16 protein-coding genes are annotated in these 16474 nt (G+C 69.5%); 7 read left to right on the top strand and 9 right to left on the bottom strand.

Features of this window, described 5'->3' with window-relative positions; translation table 11 throughout:
* Positions 1 to 42 precede the first annotated feature (42 nt).
* Positions 43 to 447: a flagellar export protein FliJ gene (gene fliJ, locus B5Y19_RS02785; RefSeq protein ID WP_055729418.1), complete on the bottom strand. Its 405-nt coding sequence runs from the start codon at positions 445 to 447 to the stop codon at positions 43 to 45.
* A 233-nt stretch (positions 448 to 680) separates the two neighbouring features.
* Here fliJ and B5Y19_RS02780 point away from each other — a divergent pair, with 233 nt between their 5' ends.
* Positions 681 to 1892 (top strand): MFS transporter, encoded by a 1212-nt coding sequence (locus B5Y19_RS02780; RefSeq protein ID WP_055729419.1) that lies wholly within the window; start codon positions 681 to 683, stop codon positions 1890 to 1892.
* A gap of 27 nt (positions 1893 to 1919) precedes the next feature.
* Here B5Y19_RS02780 and fliI read toward each other — a convergent pair whose 3' ends face one another.
* Positions 1920 to 3266, bottom strand: coding sequence for a flagellar protein export ATPase FliI (gene fliI, locus B5Y19_RS02775; RefSeq protein ID WP_055729420.1), 1347 nt, complete (start codon positions 3264 to 3266; stop codon positions 1920 to 1922).
* A gap of 431 nt (positions 3267 to 3697) precedes the next feature.
* On the opposite strand from fliI, the gene ctrA reads away from it, so the two are divergent.
* Positions 3698 to 4399, top strand: a complete 702-nt coding sequence (gene ctrA, locus B5Y19_RS02770; protein ID WP_055729421.1) for a response regulator transcription factor CtrA — start codon at positions 3698 to 3700, stop codon at positions 4397 to 4399.
* A gap of 143 nt (positions 4400 to 4542) precedes the next feature.
* Here ctrA and B5Y19_RS02765 read toward each other — a convergent pair whose 3' ends face one another.
* The 6 genes from B5Y19_RS02765 to chpT all read right to left on the bottom strand — a co-directional run bounded on the left by B5Y19_RS02765 (position 4543) and on the right by chpT (position 10816).
* Positions 4543 to 5433, bottom strand: a complete 891-nt coding sequence (locus B5Y19_RS02765) for a CheR family methyltransferase (protein ID WP_079591052.1) — start codon at positions 5431 to 5433, stop codon at positions 4543 to 4545.
* Positions 5430 to 6545 carry a chemotaxis-specific protein-glutamate methyltransferase CheB gene (cheB, locus tag B5Y19_RS02760; protein WP_055729423.1) on the bottom strand — a complete coding sequence of 372 codons (1116 nt, stop codon included), beginning with the start codon at positions 6543 to 6545 and terminating at the stop codon, positions 5430 to 5432. The genes B5Y19_RS02765 and cheB overlap by 4 nt, the downstream gene beginning before the upstream one ends.
* Before the next feature lie 30 nt (positions 6546 to 6575).
* Positions 6576 to 6941 (bottom strand): response regulator, encoded by a 366-nt coding sequence (locus B5Y19_RS02755; protein ID WP_038359309.1) that lies wholly within the window; start codon positions 6939 to 6941, stop codon positions 6576 to 6578.
* A gap of 30 nt (positions 6942 to 6971) precedes the next feature.
* Positions 6972 to 7478 carry a chemotaxis protein CheW gene (locus B5Y19_RS02750; RefSeq protein ID WP_055729424.1) on the bottom strand — a complete coding sequence of 169 codons (507 nt, stop codon included), beginning with the start codon at positions 7476 to 7478 and terminating at the stop codon, positions 6972 to 6974.
* On the bottom strand, positions 7475 to 10084 hold the full coding sequence (locus B5Y19_RS02745) for a chemotaxis protein CheA (protein ID WP_079591051.1): 2610 nt from the start codon (positions 10082 to 10084) through the stop codon (positions 7475 to 7477). The genes B5Y19_RS02750 and B5Y19_RS02745 overlap by 4 nt, the downstream gene beginning before the upstream one ends.
* 90 nt (positions 10085 to 10174) lie before the next feature.
* Positions 10175 to 10816 (bottom strand): histidine phosphotransferase ChpT, encoded by a 642-nt coding sequence (gene chpT, locus B5Y19_RS02740; protein WP_055729426.1) that lies wholly within the window; start codon positions 10814 to 10816, stop codon positions 10175 to 10177.
* Positions 10817 to 10944: 128 nt separating this feature from the next.
* Here chpT and B5Y19_RS02735 point away from each other — a divergent pair, with 128 nt between their 5' ends.
* Positions 10945 to 11781, top strand: coding sequence for a 3'(2'),5'-bisphosphate nucleotidase CysQ family protein (locus B5Y19_RS02735; protein ID WP_055729427.1), 837 nt, complete (start codon positions 10945 to 10947; stop codon positions 11779 to 11781).
* A 7-nt stretch (positions 11782 to 11788) separates the two neighbouring features.
* On the opposite strand, the gene B5Y19_RS02730 is transcribed toward B5Y19_RS02735, so the two are convergent.
* Complete coding sequence (locus B5Y19_RS02730) at positions 11789 to 12340, bottom strand: YHS domain-containing (seleno)protein (RefSeq protein ID WP_055729428.1); 552 nt, start codon at positions 12338 to 12340, stop codon at positions 11789 to 11791.
* Between the two features lie 291 nt (positions 12341 to 12631).
* Between B5Y19_RS02730 and B5Y19_RS02725 the strand changes: the two genes are divergently transcribed.
* From B5Y19_RS02725 to B5Y19_RS02710, 4 genes are all read left to right on the top strand, one after another.
* On the top strand, positions 12632 to 13225 hold the full coding sequence (locus B5Y19_RS02725; RefSeq protein WP_055729429.1) for a DUF1134 domain-containing protein: 594 nt from the start codon (positions 12632 to 12634) through the stop codon (positions 13223 to 13225).
* A gap of 67 nt (positions 13226 to 13292) precedes the next feature.
* Complete coding sequence (locus B5Y19_RS02720) at positions 13293 to 14540, top strand: coiled-coil domain-containing protein (RefSeq protein WP_055729430.1); 1248 nt, start codon at positions 13293 to 13295, stop codon at positions 14538 to 14540.
* A gap of 130 nt (positions 14541 to 14670) precedes the next feature.
* Positions 14671 to 15609 carry a sugar kinase gene (locus tag B5Y19_RS02715; protein ID WP_244555454.1) on the top strand — a complete coding sequence of 313 codons (939 nt, stop codon included), beginning with the start codon at positions 14671 to 14673 and terminating at the stop codon, positions 15607 to 15609.
* Positions 15609 to 16469, top strand: coding sequence for a TIGR01459 family HAD-type hydrolase (locus B5Y19_RS02710; RefSeq protein WP_055729432.1), 861 nt, complete (start codon positions 15609 to 15611; stop codon positions 16467 to 16469). Before B5Y19_RS02715 ends, B5Y19_RS02710 begins: the two co-directional genes overlap by 1 nt.
* Positions 16470 to 16474 lie beyond the last annotated feature (5 nt).

The following is a 16474-nucleotide window of genomic DNA, read 5'->3' as shown; positions in this document are numbered from 1 at the left end:
CGTCCGGGGGACGCCGCCTTTTCACTGAAACCGTCGGGTGGATCAGGCGCGCGAGCGCAGCCCGATCGCGTCCATCGTGGCCTGGTCGCGGGCCGCCTCGGCGGCGCGCTCGGAGGCGCGCTCGCGGTCGTCGAGGATCTCGACCTTCTTCATGTCCTCGAAGGCTTCCTGCAGCTCGGCCTTGGCCTCCTCGAGCTGGCCCTGCAGGTTGTCCGCCGACTGCCGCAGGTTGTCGCGGCGGCCGAGCGCGGCCTTGGCATAGGTCGGATAGGCGAAATGGGCCGGATCGGCGATGCCGGCGCGGGCTTCCTCGGCCTGGATCTCGCGATCGAGATCGTTCGCCATCCTGTGGAAGTCGGCGATCATCATCTCGATCTGGCTGACCCGGCGACGCTTCTCGTCCACCTGGAAGCGCTTCAGCCGCAGAAGCGTCTCTCGCGACTTCATGTCGTTTTCAACTCCTGATTACGCATCTTGGGCACCGCCGACCCCTCGGCAGGCGCCCCAACTCCAACCGCGAGACGTGGCGCAGCATGGCGCAAGGAGGTTGACCTTTTCTTACCGGAACGAGCTGCTTTTTCTGCATGCTCAAGCCGCGTTGCAGCTCCTGCCGCGCCCTGTCCCGTTGATCTAGTGATCAATCGGGTGGCCGTCCGGCCCATGCCCGCGGATATCCTGTCTTGGCTGCTTCTCCACGTTTCGGCGGGCACGGCCCGCTGCTCTGCGGTCTTGCCCTCACGCGCATCATCGGCTGGGGCTCGACCTTCTATTCCCCTTCCGTGCTGGTCTCGGCGCTGGATCGCGACATCGGCCTCAACACCGAAATCGTCTTCGGCGGCATCACCATCCTGCTCATCACCGGCGCGCTGGTCGCGCCGGCGATCGGGCGCCGGCTCGACCGGGAGGGGACGCGCCGCTCGATGTGCGTGGGCGCGGTCGCCTGCGCGCTCGGGCTCGCGATCCTCTCCCTGGCGCAGGGGCCGGTGAGCTATCTCGCGAGCTGGTTCGTCATCGGGATCGGGCATGCGCTGTCGCTCGCCAATGTCGGCAACGTCACCATCGCGCAGCTGATGGGCGACCGGACGCGGCGCGTCATCGGGCTGATGATGCTGGTGACGGGGCTTGCCTCCAGCGTGTTCTGGCCGCTGACCGCCGCGCTGATGGACGCCTTCGGCTGGCGCACGACGCTCCTCGTCTTCGCGGCGATGCAGATCGTCATCGTCCTGCCGATCTATGCCGCGGTGCCGCGCTTCCACCATTTGCCGCCGTCCGCACCGGCGGGCGCAGTCGCCGCGTCCTTGGCCGCCGAGAACGGGCGCGTGGCGCCGGAGGCCCGCAGGGCCGCGTTCTGGCTGGTCGCGCTCGCCTTCTCGGCGAGCGGGCTGGTGTCCTGGGGGCTGCCGCTGCATCTCATCACGCTCTTCCAGGAAGCTGGGCTGACCCAGGCCGAAGCCGTGTGGATCGCGTCGCTCAGCGGGCCGGCGACGATCGCGGCGCGCGCCGTCGACGCCATGGCCGGCGAGCGGCTGCCGGCGGAGAAGGTGGCGCTGTTCGGCCTCCTGCTCGGCCCGGTCATGTGCCTGGCCCTGCCGCTGGTGCCGATGACGACCATGGCGGCGGCGGCCTTCGTCCTCCTGTTCAGCGCGGCCCTCGGCGTCATCTCGGTGGCGCGGGCGACGCTGCCGCTCGCGCTTTTCGGCCGCAACGGCTTCGCCGCCATGCTCGGCAGGTTGACCGTGCCGCAGAACATCACCTTCGCGGCGGCGCCGCTGCTCTTCGCGGTCCTGGTCGAGCGGTTCGGGGCGGATGCGACGCTGATCGTTTCCGCCGCGATCCAGGCGATCGGCTTCGCGGCGATGCTGGCGCTGGTGCGGATGCTGGCCCGGGCCTGACCGTCCACCCTGCGGCGGGCGGTGCGCTCAGACGCTTTCGTTCATGATCGCGGCCAGGCGCTGATAGCATTCCGGCAGCGGGGTCGCGTCGTCCTTGGCCTGCTTGAGAAAGGCTTCCAGCGCCGGATGCAGGCGGATCGCCTCGTCCACCTCCGCCGAGGCGCCCTGGCGATAGGCGCCGAGGCGGATCAGTTCCTCCATGTCGGCATAGGTCGCGAGCGTGGACCGTGCCTTCTGCACGACCGGGTAATAGGCGGGGTCGCAGGAGCGCGGCATCGTGCGCGAGACCGATTTCAGGATGTTGACCGCCGGATAGCGTCCGCGCTCGGCGATGGAGCGCTCCATGACGATATGGCCGTCGAGGATGCCGCGCACGGCGTCCGCGACCGGCTCGTCATGGTCGCCGCCATCGACCAGCACGGTGAACAGCCCGGTGATGGCGCCGTCGCTCGTGCCGGGGCCGGCACGCTCCAGCAGGCGCGGCAGCTCGGCGAAGACGGTCGGCGTATAGCCCTTGGTGGTCGGCGGCTCGCCCGCGGCCAGGCCGATCTCACGCATCGCCATGGCGAAGCGCGTCACCGAATCCATCAGGCACATCACCTGCAGGCCACGATCGCGGAAGAACTCGGCCAGCGCCAGCGTGGTCAAGGCCGCCTGCTTGCGCATCAGGGCTGGCTCGTCCGAGGTGGCGACGACGACGATCGAGCGGGCGAGGCCCTGCGGCCCGAGATCCTCCTGGAGGAACTCCTGCACCTCGCGGCCGCGCTCGCCGACGAGGCCGATGATGTTGACGTCGGCCTGCGCATAGCGGGCGAGCATCGAGAGCAGCACCGACTTGCCGACGCCCGAGCCGGCGAAGATGCCCATGCGCTGGCCGACGCAGCAGGTCAGGAACGTATTGAGCGCGCGCACGCCGAGGTCCAGCGGCTTGCCGACGCGGCGGCGGGCATGGGCGGGCGGGGGATCGTTGCGAAAGGCGTAGAGCGTGTCGCCCTGCGGCAGCGGCGGCCCGCCATCGACGGGCCGGCCGAGGGCATCGACGACGCGGCCGAGCCACGCCGCCGTGGGCTTGAGGCCCGGCTGGGCGCGATCGACATGGACCGGGCAGCCCCGGCGCACGCCGTCGAGCCCGCCGAAGGGCATGACCAGGGCCTTCTCGCCGGAAAAGCCGACGACCTCGCAGGGCACGCGCGTGTCGGGGGCGATCTCGATGCCGACACGCCCGCCCAGGCTCATCGCGCCGATCGGGCCGGCCACCTCGACGAGCAGGCCGCGCACGCCGATGACGCGGCCATAGACGCTCAGTCCGTCCAGCTGCTCGATGGCCGAAGCGAGGGCGGAGAGGCGGTCGGAACCATGGGAGGGAGCGGTCATGAAGCGTGTTCTATCTCCGGCGTCGGCAAGGCCCGGATAAGCCGGCGGCCGCGCCTGTGGAAGACTGGTAAGGATTCCTAACAAGTTGCGCGCATTTACCTTCCATTAAGCTCTGTGATTAACACTGCGGGTCGAGGCGCGTCGTGTGTTTCAGGGTTTTTCGGCCCTGTTTCGCGAGGCAACCCTCCGCGAAAGGGCGTTTTCGCGGTTGAGAGTTCACAGATCCGTGTCAAATTCGACTCACATCGACAAGGATCGTTCACTTTCTCCGAGGAAGCGCTTGCGCTCGGGAATCACGGTTTGTTAACCAGTTTCCTCGTAGCGTGTCGCGTGGCGTTTCATTGGGCAAGTGCGTCGTCGTCAGGGGCCGGGAAGGCTCGGGCGGAAACAACGGTCAAACCTGCCCTGCGGGCGAAATTGGGGACGTGGACATGCGGGTTCTGCTGATCGAGGACGATAGCGCGACCGCTCAAAGCATCGAGCTCATGCTCAAATCCGAGAGCTTCAACGTCTACACTACGGATCTCGGCGAAGAGGGCGTCGATCTCGGCAAGCTCTACGACTACGACATCATCCTGCTCGACCTGAACCTGCCGGACATGTCGGGCTACGAGGTGCTCCGGTCGCTGCGCGTCGCCAAGGTCAAGACACCGATCCTGATCCTCTCCGGCCTCGCCGGCATCGAGGACAAGGTGAAGGGCCTCGGCTTCGGCGCCGACGACTACCTCACCAAGCCGTTCCACAAGGACGAGCTGGTCGCCCGCATCCATGCGATCGTGCGCCGCTCGAAGGGCCATGCCCAGTCGGTCATCACCACCGGCGACCTGGTCGTGAACCTCGACACCAAGACCGTGGAAGTCGACGCCGCCCGCGTCCACCTCACCGGCAAGGAATACCAGATGCTGGAGCTGCTCTCGCTCCGCAAGGGCACGACGCTGACCAAGGAGATGTTCCTCAATCATCTCTATGGCGGCATGGACGAGCCCGAGCTCAAGATCATCGACGTCTTCATCTGCAAGCTGCGCAAGAAGCTGGCGAACGCGTCCGACGGCAAGAACTACATCGAGACCGTCTGGGGCCGCGGTTACGTGCTGCGCGAGCCGTCCGACGCCGAGGAGCGCATCCCGGCTTGACGTATTCCCGTCGCCCGCCCGTCATCGGGCGGTCATGAAGCGACGGCATAAAGCTTTTGATCTGATCGTCGGATGTACACGACAGGTCGACGGGACCCCGCCGCGAGGCGGGGTTTTTGTTTTGGGGCCGGCGCTGCGGGCGTTCAGGCGCTCCAGCCGGCGAGGCGTTCCTTGCGCGCGAGCCCGTCCGGCGGCGAGGCGGCCGGACGGGCGCGCAGGGCAGGGCCCGGCAGCCGATACAGGCCGCGATGCTCGGGGTCGCAGGCGAAGCTGGTCGCCAGCCCGAGGACGGTTTCGGCGGCGCCGAGCAGCAGCGCTCCGTCCGGCGCGAGGCGCGGCGCCAGCAGCTCCAGCGCCTTCACCTTGGTCGGCACGTCGAAATAGATCAGCACGTTGCGGCAGAAGATCACGTCGAAGCGGCCGAGATGGTCGTTCCGCTCGAGCAGATTGTGCCGGCGGAACTCGACCATGCGTCGCAGCCGCTCCGACACCTGCCATTTGTCGCCGCGCTGCTCGAAATGCTTCAACAGCATCTGGATCGGCAGGCCGCGCTGGATCTCGAACTGGCTGTAGCTGCCCGAGCGCGCCTTCTCCAGGATCTCCGACGAGATGTCGGTCCCGACGATGTCGATCTTCCAGCCCTGCAGGCGGGCGGCGGCCTCGTCGATCAGCATCGCCAGCGAGTAGGCCTCCTGGCCGCTCGACACCGCCGCGCACCAGATCCGCAGCGAGCGGGTGGCGGCGTTGGCGGCCAGGCGCTCCGGCAGGATGACGTCGCGGAACAGGTCGAACGGCGTCCGGTCGCGGAAGAACAGCGTCTCGTTCGTCGTCATGGCGTCAACGACGGCGTTCTCGAGCGCCGGCTCGCGCGCCGACCGCAAGCGTGCGATCAGTGTCGTGATGTCGGCGATGCCGCGCCGGCGGCAGAGGATGCCGAGGCGGCTTTCGGCGAGGTACTGCTTGTCGGCCGTCAGCGACAGGCCGGAGCGCTGCTGCAGAAGCAGGCGCAGGAAGGTGAAGTCCGCCTCGGTCATGCCGGCTGCACCCCGCGGACGAGGCAGCGGATCGAGGCCCCGATCTCGTCGAGGGCGATGACCCTGCTGGCATGCTGCGCCCGGACCACGGAGCCCGGCATGCCCCAGATCGTGCTGCTCGGCTCGTCCTGGGCAATGACGGCGGCACCGGCCTGGCGAAGGGCGCCGGCGCCTTCGGTGCCGTCGCTGCCCATGCCGGTGAGCACGAGGCCGAGCGCGGCCGCGCCGAGATGGCGGGCGGCATCGCCGAACAGCACGTCGACGGCGGGCCGGCAGAAATTCACCGGCGCCTCGTCGCCGATGCGCGCGACGATGTGCCCGAGGCGGCGGTCGATGCCGAGATGGCGGCCCCCCGGCGCGATATAGACCGTGCCACGCATCAGGCGCTCGCCGTCGAAGGGCTCGCGCGCCGGCACGCCGATATGGGCTGCGACCTGCTCGGCGAAGGAGGCGGTGAAGAGCGGCGGCATGTGCTGGACGACCAGCGTCGCCAGGTCATGCAGGCCCTCGCCGATGTCGAACAGCACCTTGGCGACGGCGCGCGGCCCACCGGTAGAGGCGCCGATCACGAGATAGCGCGGCATCACCGAGACCAGCGGGCGCAGATTGACCGGGCCGGCCGGCGGCAGATCCACCAGGTCGACCTCCGGCGGCAGGGACCCAGGCTTTACCGCAGCCTGGGCGATGTTGCCGAGCTTGAGCAGGAACTCGCTGCGGAAGTCGAGCGACAGTGTCATGCCGCTGCGGCTGTCCGGCTTCGAGACGACGTCCATGGCGCCCTTGGTCATGCATTCGAGCGCGATGCGGGTGTTGCGCTCGTTCAGCGTGGCGGCGAGCAGCACGCCGGTTCTCGGGCTTTCCCGCAGGATCTGGGGCAGGGCGGCGGCGCCGTCGACGCCCGGCATGTCGAGGTCCAGCACCATGACGTCGGGCTTGTAGCGTGTGGCATGCGCGACCGCGGTCTCGCCGTCGCCGGCGACCGCGACGACGTGGAAATGCCCCGCTTCCCCCAGCCAGCGCGCGAAAAGGCCGCGCACGACGACGGAGTCGTCGGCGATGACGACCGTCTTGTGCCGCAACGGGCCGGGAACGAGGACGCGGGAGGCCATCATGCCGCTATCGCCAGTCGGGGCCGATCCCGCTCAGAGCAGGCCGACCTGATGGAATTTCGAGGCCACGATCTCCTTGTCGAACGGCTTCATGATGTATTCGTCGGCGCCGGCGTGCATGGCACGCGCGATATGGGCGATGTCGTTCTCGGTGGTGCAGAAGACCACCTTCGGCCGCTTCCCGCCGGGCATCTGACGCAGCGTGCGCAGGAACTCGTAGCCGTCCATGATCGGCATGTTCCAGTCCAGCAGCACGGCATCCGGCATCTCGCCCTTGCAGGCGTCGATGGCGCGCGCGCCGTCCTCGGCCTCGGCGATGCGGAACTGCAGCCCCTCGAGAATGCGCCGCGCGACCTTCCGGATCACGGCTGAGTCATCGACGACGAGACAGTATTTCATGGTCGGTCTCCAAAGTTTCGCCGCCGCCGGTCAGGCGGCCGTGTCGAGATCGAGGTCGAGGACGGCATCGAGATCCAGCACGACGAGAAGCTCGTCGGCGAGGCGATGAACGCCGGTTGCCAGTGCTGCCCAGACCCGGTCGAGATGGACGGGCAGGGGCTCGAGGGTGGAGCGGTCGAGCCGGACCACCTCGCCGACGGCGTCCACGATCAGCGCGTAGGATTCGCCGCCGTGATCGATGCCGATCGCCGTCAGCTCGATGAGCCCCTGGGCGTCCGGCGCGAGCGTGACCGACCTGCCGAGACGCCGCCGCAGGCAGATCGCGGTGACGATGCGGCCGCGCAGATTGAGCAGGCCGACGATCTCGTCCGGCGCGCGCGGCACCACGGTGATGCGATTGGCGATGAAGACATCCTGGACGCGCCCGATCGGCAGGCCGAGCAGCTGGTCGCCAACGCGGATGGTCACGTAGTCCAGCGAATTCCCGAAGCCGGGCGCGGTCGCGGAAGCGGCGTCTTGGGGAGAGAGGGCGCTCATGCCGCGTGCCTCGCCTCGGCGCCGCCGGCATTGAGCTCGGTCAGCAGGGCGCGGCGGTCGAACTTTCCGACGATGTCGTCGAGCCCGGCCTGGGCCGCGCGCAGGTGGAGATCGGGCGTGGCGCAGGCGGTCAGGCCGAGCAGGCGCGGGCGTTCGCCACGCGGCTTCTCCTGGCATGCGGCGGCGAAGGCGAAGGCGGCTTCCGCGTCGCGGTCCAGGTCGAGCAGCACGGTTGCGAAGCTCTCCTCGGCGATCGCGGCAGCCGCGGCGGCGAAGTCGGCGATCATGGTGAGGTTTTGGCCCGAGGCCTTCAGCACCGGGCTGAGCATCTCGCGCAGGAAATCGGAGGGCTCGACGAGAAGCACCCGCTTGGCGGCGACGGCGCCGCGCGCCGCGCCCAGCCAGCCGGCTCCGCCAGTCGGGAGGTAGTGGGCCAGATCGACGATGTCGGTGGTGCGGCCGCGGATCACGGCCGAGCCGATGACGCCGCGCTCGTCGGGATCGGCCATTTCGAGGTCGAAGGTCTCCTCGACGATGTCGACGATCGCCTCGACCGCGAGGGCCAGCGTCAGGTCGCCATCCGAGACGATGACGAGGGGCTGGATGCCCTGGTTGCGGAGCTGCGTGTCGGCGATCGCGGTCACCGGCACGAGGCGGTTGCGATAGTGCAGCAGGGTGCGGCCGCCGCCGCGCTCGAACGCCTGGGCCTCGACCTCCTCGAGCCGGGTGACCAGCGAGAGCGGCAGGGCCTGCAAGCCGCCGGCACCGGTCCGGAAGACGAGCATCGTGGTGCGCTCGCCGTTCTGGACATGGTCGTGGCTGGCCTGCGGCTCCGCCTCCGCCTCGTTCGACAGGGCCGCGCCGACAAGGCTGGCGACGCCGTTCGGGTCCACGATCAGGACGACCGCGCCGTCGCCGAGGATGGTGTTGCCGGAAAAGAGCGGGATGTGGCGAAGCTTGCTCGACATCGGCTTCACCACGATTTCCTCGGTGTGGAAGACGCTGTCCACGAGGATGCCGAATTGCCGCTCGCCGATCTGGGTGACGACGATGAAACCTTCGCCGGCCGCTGCTCTCGGCGTGCCCATCAGCTCGGACAGCGAGATGATCGGCAGCAGGCGCCCGCGCAGCCGAAGCACGGGCGCGCCGTTGATCTGCTCGATGCGGTTGTCATCCCCCGCCTTGACGCGCACCAGCTCGCGCACCGCCGTCTGCGGGATCGCATAGCGGTCTGCTCCGGCGACGACGATCAGGGCCGAGATGATCGCCAGCGTGAGCGGGATCTTGATCGTGATCGCGGTGCCGAGGCCGGGGCGGCTGGAGATGTCGACCGTGCCGCCGATGGAATCCACATTGGCCTTGACGACGTCCATCCCGACGCCGCGGCCGGACACTGCGGTGACGTTCTCGGCGGTCGAGAAGCCGGGCTGGAAGATGAAGCGGCCGATCTGCGCGTCGCTCAGCTTCTCGAGCTCGGCCTCCGTGGTGAGCCCCCGGGCGATGGCCTTTCCGCGAATGCGCTCGATGTCGAGCCCGCGACCGTCATCGGTGACGGAGATGGTGACCGATCCGCCCTCGTGATAGGCGGCGAGCCGGATCGTGCCCTGTTCCGGCTTGCCGGCGGCGCGCCGGTCGGCCGGGAGCTCGATCGCATGGTCGGCGCAGTTGCGCACCATGTGGATGAGCGGATCCTTGATCAGGTCGAGGATCTGGCGGTCGAGTTCGGTCTCGGCGCCCTCGGTGACGAGCTCGATGCGCTTGCCGAGCTCGCCGCTGAGATCGCGGACGATGCGCGGGAGCTTCGACCAGGCGTTGCCGATCGGCTGCATGCGCGTCTTCATGACGCCGTCCTGCAGCTCTGCGGTGATCAGGGAGAGGCGCTGGAGCGGCGCCTTCAGGCCGGGATCCTCCTGGCGGCGCGAGACCTCGAGCAGCTGGTTGCGGGTGAGCACGAGCTCCGAGACCATGGTCATCAGATGCTCGATCGTGTCGACATTGACGCGCAGCGTGGCCGGGCCGCTGGCGCGGGCGGCGCCGTGGCTCTCCTCGGCATGGACCGGCTGCTCGCCAGGTTCGATGCGGCCGTCGCGCCCGCGCTGAGGGCTCGGCGCGCTGCGGAAGACGATGTCCTCGGCGGCGGACTGCGCCGTCGCCTGGCCATGGCGGGCGAGATAGGCCGCGACGGGGTCCATGGGGGCCGGCGGAGGCGGGGCGGGGGCGATCTCGCCTCGGGCCTGATCGGCCAGGGCCAGAAGCTCTCCGATCAGGGTCTCGTCGTTGCCTTCCGGCTCCTGCCCTTTCTCTGCGAGCTCGGCCAGGATGTCCTTGATGCGATCGATGGTCTCGAGGATCGCGGTGACGGCGATGGGCTTCACCGTCGCCCCGTCGCGGAACTGCCCCATCACGGATTCCGCGGCGTGGGTCAGCGCCTCGAGGCGCGGCAGGCCGATGAAGCCGCAAGTGCCCTTGACGGTGTGGACCAGCCTAAAAATGTTGCGCAGGATGTCGCGGTCGTTCGGGTCCTGCTCGAAGCGGACGAGTTCCCGATCGACCGTGTCGAGATTCTCGCCGGTCTCCGTCAGGAACTCTTGCAGCAGCTCGTCCATGCAGGAACATCACTCAACGCGATACGCTGCCGGAACTAAAGCAGGAGAAGGGTTTATGATCGGTTGAGATCGCCCTTCGAGAGGTCTGGATCAGGCCGGACGAGCGGCCTTGATGGTCACTGTTTCGCCCTCGATCGAGACCGAAATCTCCATGCCGGCGGCACGGGCGACCATGCCGGTATAGACCGGCTGGACGGCATGGGCGTCGATCGCGCCACCGGGCGCGTTGCCGGCGAGCAGCTCTTCGACATGGGCCGGAATCCGGGCATGCGAGCCGGAGGCGGTGATCTCGAAGCTGCCCTGCTCGCCTTCCACGGTGGCGCGCGAGACCAGCTTGCCGCCGCGCGGCACGGCCTGCGCGGCGATGACCAGCAGGTTCAGCAGCAGCTTGACCTGGTTCTTCGGCAGCAGGGCGCGGGGGGCGTCCCAGTCGAGCGAGAGTTTCTCGTCGTTGAGGAAGCCGTTGGCGACGTTGCCGGCGTCGCCGAGATCGATCATCGCGCCGGCCGAGCCGGCGGCGCCGAAGGCCAGGCGCGCGAACTGCAGGCGGGCCGAGGCGTTGCGGGCGCTCTTCTTGATCAGCTCGAGCGCGAAGTCGCGCATCGAGGGATCGTCTTCCTCGAGCACCTCCAGCGCGTTGACAATCGCACCGACGGGGCTGATCACGTCGTGGCAGACGCGGCTGCACAGAAGTGCGGCCAGATCGAGCGAGTCGAGCGAGATGGCGTTCATGGAGGCGGATTCCTGGAAGCAGCGATGCGCCGGAAGAAGGGCGCCATTGCCGCCAGATATGCTGTCATCTTGGTTTTCATGTGGTTAATCGCCATGTCCGGGACGAAGATTCAAAGGAAGGGCCGCAGATGATCGGCCATGACGATCCGCGCCTCAGCGATCGCGACGGGCTGGCGCGGAAGCTTGCGGAAGCCGCCCGCATCAGCGCCGCCGTCCTGCTGGCGAAGCGCGCGGAGCCCGACGTCAAGCTCAAGCGCGACGGCTCGCCGGTCTGTGCGGCCGACCTCGCCGCGGACCACGCGGCCAAGGGAGCGCTGGCGCGGCTGCTGCCCGGCTTCCCGGTGATCAGCGAGGAGACGGCCGATGACGGCGCGAGCTCCGGTGCCATCTTCATCCTGCTCGATCCGCTGGACGGCACCCGCGAATTCCTCGCCGGCGGCGACAGCTATTGCGTCGCGATCGCCGTCGTGCGCGACGGCCGGCCGATCGCAGGAGCCATCGCGGCACCGGCCATGCGGCGGCTCTGGTTCGCCGGGACCCATGCCTTCACCCAGGATTTCGGCAGCGACGGTGCGGCGACCGGCGAGCCGCGCCCGGCCAGCGTCCGCGATCTTCCCGCGGCAGGCCCCGTGGCGCTGGTCAGCCGCTTCCACGGCGATACCCGCAGCGACGGCATCGCCGCGACGATGTGCTGCAGCGAGGGCATTCCGGTCTCGTCGGCGGTGAAGTTCGGCCTGATCGCCTCGGGCGAAGCCGATCTGCATGTGCGCTGCGGCCAGACCATGGAATGGGACATTGCTGCCGGCGACGCCATCCTCTCGGCGGCCGGAGGAATCGTCCTGACCCTCGACGGAGCCCGGCCGCGCTACGGAGTGTCCGAGCGCCAGTTCCGCAACCCGCCCTTCGTGGCGGCTTCCAGCGAGGCGCTGGCCCGGCGGGCGATCGCGGGCGATCCCGGCTGCTGAGCCCGCTTCAGCGGGCGACGGAGCGCAGCACCGCGGGCCAGTGCTCCTCGGCGAGGGCGAGCATCTGCGCGTCCCGCAGGAACCGGCGGCGGTTCTCGGCCGAGCGGAACAGGAAGAGCCGGGAGCCGACGACGGCGAAGAAGGCGGGGTCGCTGTCGACGGCGACGCCGCCGGCCACGCCGGTCGGATCGAAGCCGCCGAAGGCGGGCGCGTAGATCTCCGGCGCGTCCCGGAAAGCTTCCAGATTGGCTCGCGAAGCGAAGCGCCAGACGACGCCGTCATGGATCAGCTCATGCTCGGGGTGGCCGGCCGCAGGCCTGCCCGCGAGCCGATAGGAGACCGGATCGAAGCCGTTGATCGCGAGCCCCGTGCGCAGGTCGCGCTGCATGATCTCGCCCAGCGCCGGCAGGTCCGGAAGGCCCGCAGGCAGGGCCGGTGCGGCGGGCCCGGTCGCTGCCGGTGCGGAGGCGGGCGCGCCCGCGCCGGCGCCGGGCGCAAGGACCATCAGGGCCAGCCCGGCGGCGAGCGAGCGCGAGCGTCGCCTTGTTGCGGCCTTCATCGCATCAAATCCTTGATGTCCCGCCCCGGGCCGTTCGGCTCTCCGGAATCTTCACGCCTTGGATAGATTTACGGCGTATCAAATCCGTTACCGAATTGATTCGAATTCGCCGGATGTCGCCTTGCGACGACCGTGCGAACGGCGGACAGCCCAGGATCGGCCCGCCTTCCGGCCCGCATCGCATCCGTCCGGCGCAGGTTGCACCGCAACCCGGACCGGCGCTCAGCGGCCGGGCGATCAAACCGCCCTGGCGTCCGGCCTGCCCGGACCCATTGCCCGGAGAGCTTGCTCATGAACCAGACCCGCCGCAGTCTCATCAAAGGCGGCCTCGCCGTTGCCGGCACGGGCCTCACCGGCCTATCCGTCCCGGCCCTCGCGCAGCAGCAGAACTATGGCGATCAGCGCTCGTTCTCCCAGAACGAACTCGTCTCGTCCGGCCACAAGTTCTTCGGCAACGTCTCGCGGGGGCTCGCGCTCGCCATCGAAGAGGCGGTCCGGCGCTGGGGCGAGCCCAATGGCTACGTGCTCGGCCAGGAGGCGTCGGGCGCCTTCGTCGGCGGGCTGCGCTATGGCGAGGGGCAGCTCTACACCCGCAATGCCGGCGACCGCCGCGTGTTCTGGCAGGGCCCGTCGATCGGCTTCGACTTCGGCGGCGAGGGCGCCCGCACGATGATGCTGGTCTACAACCTGCCGGCGGTCGATGCGCTCTACCAGCGCTTCGCCGGCGTCGACGGCTCGGCCTATTTCATCGGCGGCTTCGGCTTCACCGCGTTGACCGCCGAGGGAATCACCGTGGTTCCGATCCGGACCGGCGTCGGCTGGCGGCTCGGCGTCAATCTCGGCTATCTCAAGTTCACCCCCCAGGCGACGTGGAATCCATTCTAGGGTTGTCCTTGCCGGGAAGGGCGTGGCAGGTTCGCGGCAAGACAGTTCGGAGCAGGAGCCGTAAGTCTTGATCGAAGCCGCCATGCTGTTCGCGCTCGGCTTCCTCTGCGCGGGGCTGCTCGCGCTGGCCGCCGTGCCTGCCCTGTCGCGGCGCGCCGACCGCCTGGCGCGCAAGCGAGCCGAGGCCGCCTTTCCCTTGTCCCTGGCCGAGATCGCCGCCGATCGCGACCATCTGCGCGCCGAGCTCGCGCTGCGGATGCGGGCGACGGAGCAGGAGGCCGAACGCGGCTTCGCGGCCAAGGCCGGCGCGATGCAGGAGCTCGGCCGGCGCGATATGACGATCGGCCGGCTGGAGCGCGAGAGCGCCGAGCGCAGCGCCCGGATCGCGACGCTGGAGGATGAGCTCGCTGCCACCCGGCGCGACCGCGACGAAACGAGGACCTCGCTCGAACAGGAGCGGGCGGGGCATGGCGAGACCGCCGCGACGCTCGACAAGCGGCTCGCCGATCTCGCGAGCCTGGAACAGAACCTCGCCGAGACCCGGCAGGCGCTCAGTGGCACCGGGGCCGATCTCAGCGCGCGCAATGACGAGCTGGGGCGCGAGCGCGAGACGGTCGGGCGCATCGAGGCCCTGCTCGTCGAGCGCGAGCAGGAGCTGGCGACGCTGCGCAGCGAGCACGAGAGGCTGCGGGTGGCGCAGGTCGAGGACCGGACGCAGATCATGATATTGCAGGCCAAGCGCGACGAGCTCGCCGGCCGGCTCGCCGCGAGCGAGGAGCGGCTTGCCGAGCTCGACGCGGGGCTGAAGAAGATGACGGCCGAACGCGACGGCGAACGGGTCCGGGCCGGCGCCTTCGATGCACGGGCCGCGCAGGCGGAGGCCGGGCTGGCCGCGGCCGATGCGCGCGCTGGCACTGCCGCCGTCGCGGCCGGGCAGCTGGAGGCGCGGCTGTTGCAGGCGCAGGCCGATCACGCGGCCGTGCAGGACAAGGCGCAGTCGCTCGAACAGGCCCTCGCCGCGGCGCAGGCCGAGCTGGCCGAGCTCCGTCGCGCCAACAAGGAAGAGATCGTCGTCTTGCAGAATGCCCAGCGCGAGCGCGAGAGCCAGGTCGAGATGCTGCGTGCCGAACTTCGGACGCTCGAAGGCGCGCTGAGCCAGGCGCGGGAGGACCGCGACCAGCTCCTCGACGAGATGTCGGGCCTGCGCCGCGCCGCCGCGGGAGCGGGGGGATCCAACGCCGCCCTGCGCCAGGAAATCACCCGGCTGGCCGACCGGCTAATGTCACTGGCGCCGAGCCGCGAAGCCGCCGAATAGCGCCGGCCGCACCGCCTTGCCGCCGCCTCGCGCTGCCGGGGCTGGCCAAAACCGGTTTCCCCTTTTCGATTCGATGCTCTAGGAAGGCGGAGCTTTCCGGCGCGCCCGCGCCTCCTGCATGGTTCCAGACGTGACCGACAGCCATATCGACCTCCTTTGCCTGGGCGAGCCGCTCGGGGAGTTCAACGCGACCCGGGGCGAGGCCGGGGCCTTCCTCTTCGGACATGGCGGCGACACGTCGAACTGCGCCGTGGCGGCGGCGCGGCAGGGCATGTCGGTCGGCTATATCGGCGCGCTCGGCGACGACAGCGCCGGTCACTCGATCCGTGCGCTGTGGAAGCGCGAGGGCGTGAACGACAGCCAGGTGTCGACGCATCCGAGCGCTCCGACGGGACTCTACTTCGTCGACCACGGCCCCTCGGGCCATGTCTTCTCCTATCTGCGCGCCGGCTCGGCCGCGAGCCTCTACGGCCCGCGAGACCTGCCGCGCGATCTCATCCGTTCGGCCCGTATCGTCCAGGCTTCGGGCATCAGCCAGGCGATCTCGGCCGGTGCCTGCGACGCGGTGTTCGAGGCCTTCGAGACGGCGCGCAAGGCCGGCGTGATGACCGCCTACGACACCAATCTGCGGCTCAAGCTCTGGCCGCTGACGCGCGCGAGGGCGATCATCCATGCCGCCTGCGCCATGGCCGACATCGTGCTGCCCGGCCTCGACGATGCGACGCAGCTCACCGGGCTCAACGATCCGGACGCCATCGCCGATTTCTACCTCAGGCTCGGTGCGCGCGTCGTGGCGCTGACGCTCGGCCATGAGGGCTCGCTGGTGGCGACGCCGGTCCGGCGCGACCGCTTCCGGCCGATCAAGGTGAATGCAATCGACGCGACCGGCGCGGGCGATTGCTACGACGGCGCCTTCCTCGCCGAATATCTGCGCACCGGCGACGCCTTCGCCGCTGGCGCCTATGCCAATGTCGCGGCGGCGCTCTCGACGCAGGGCTACGGCGCGGTCGCGCCGCTGCCGCGCCGGGCCGAGGTCGAGGCGCGCATCGCCGCCGAGGCAAAACTCTGATGTCCGTTCCCGTTCTGAAGCATGCCGGCGACCTGCTCGCCCGCTACGACGTGCTGATCAGCGACGTCTGGGGCGTCGTCCATGACGGGCTCTGGGCACTGGAGCCGGCCTGCGAGGCGCTGATGGCCTTCCGTGCGCGCGGCGGCACGGTCGCGCTGCTGTCGAACGCGCCGGGACCGTCGCAGCAGGTCGCGGGGCTGCTCGACGCCAAGCGCGTGCCACGCGAAGCCTGGGACCGGCTCGTCACCTCCGGCGACGTGACGCGCGCATTGGTCGCGCAGAGCCATCATCGGCTCGTCTATCATATCGGCTGGCAGAGCGACCGGGCGGTCTTCGACGGGCTCGATGTCGAGCTCACCGACGAGGCGCGGGCCGACATCGTCGTCGCGACCGAGCTCAACGACTACCGCACCGAGACGCCGGAGCAGTACCGGCCGCTGCTCGAGCGCTTCGCCGGGCGCGGCCTGCCCTTCATCTGCGGCAATCCCGACCTCGTCGTGCATGTCGGCGAGGATCTGCTGCCCTGTGCCGGCTCGCTCGCCACGATCTACGAGGAGCTGGGCGGTACGGTCGCCTGGGCCGGCAAGCCCTATCGCCCGGCCTATGACCTAGCGCTCGCGGCCGCGGCCGAGGCGCGCGGCGGCCGCCCGGTCGAGCCGGGCAAGGTGCTGGTGATCGGCGATGCGGTCAGGACCGATCTGGCCGGGGCCCGCCTGATGGGCTTCGACAGCCTGTTCATCGCCGGCGGCATCCACCGCGACGAGACCATGCGCGGCGGCGAGGTCGATCCGGCCGGGCTCGCCAGGGTGCTGGACGGGTTGCCGGTCCGGCCGATCGCGGCGATGGGCGCCCTGGCCTGACGTTC

Origin of the sequence: Allobosea thiooxidans (genome assembly GCF_900168195.1) — a bacterium.
Taxonomy (GTDB): Bacteria; Pseudomonadota; Alphaproteobacteria; order Rhizobiales; family Beijerinckiaceae; genus Allobosea; species Allobosea thiooxidans.
The sequence above is the reverse complement of the archived record's forward strand: the minus strand, read 5'-3'. Positions and strand labels throughout refer to the sequence as shown.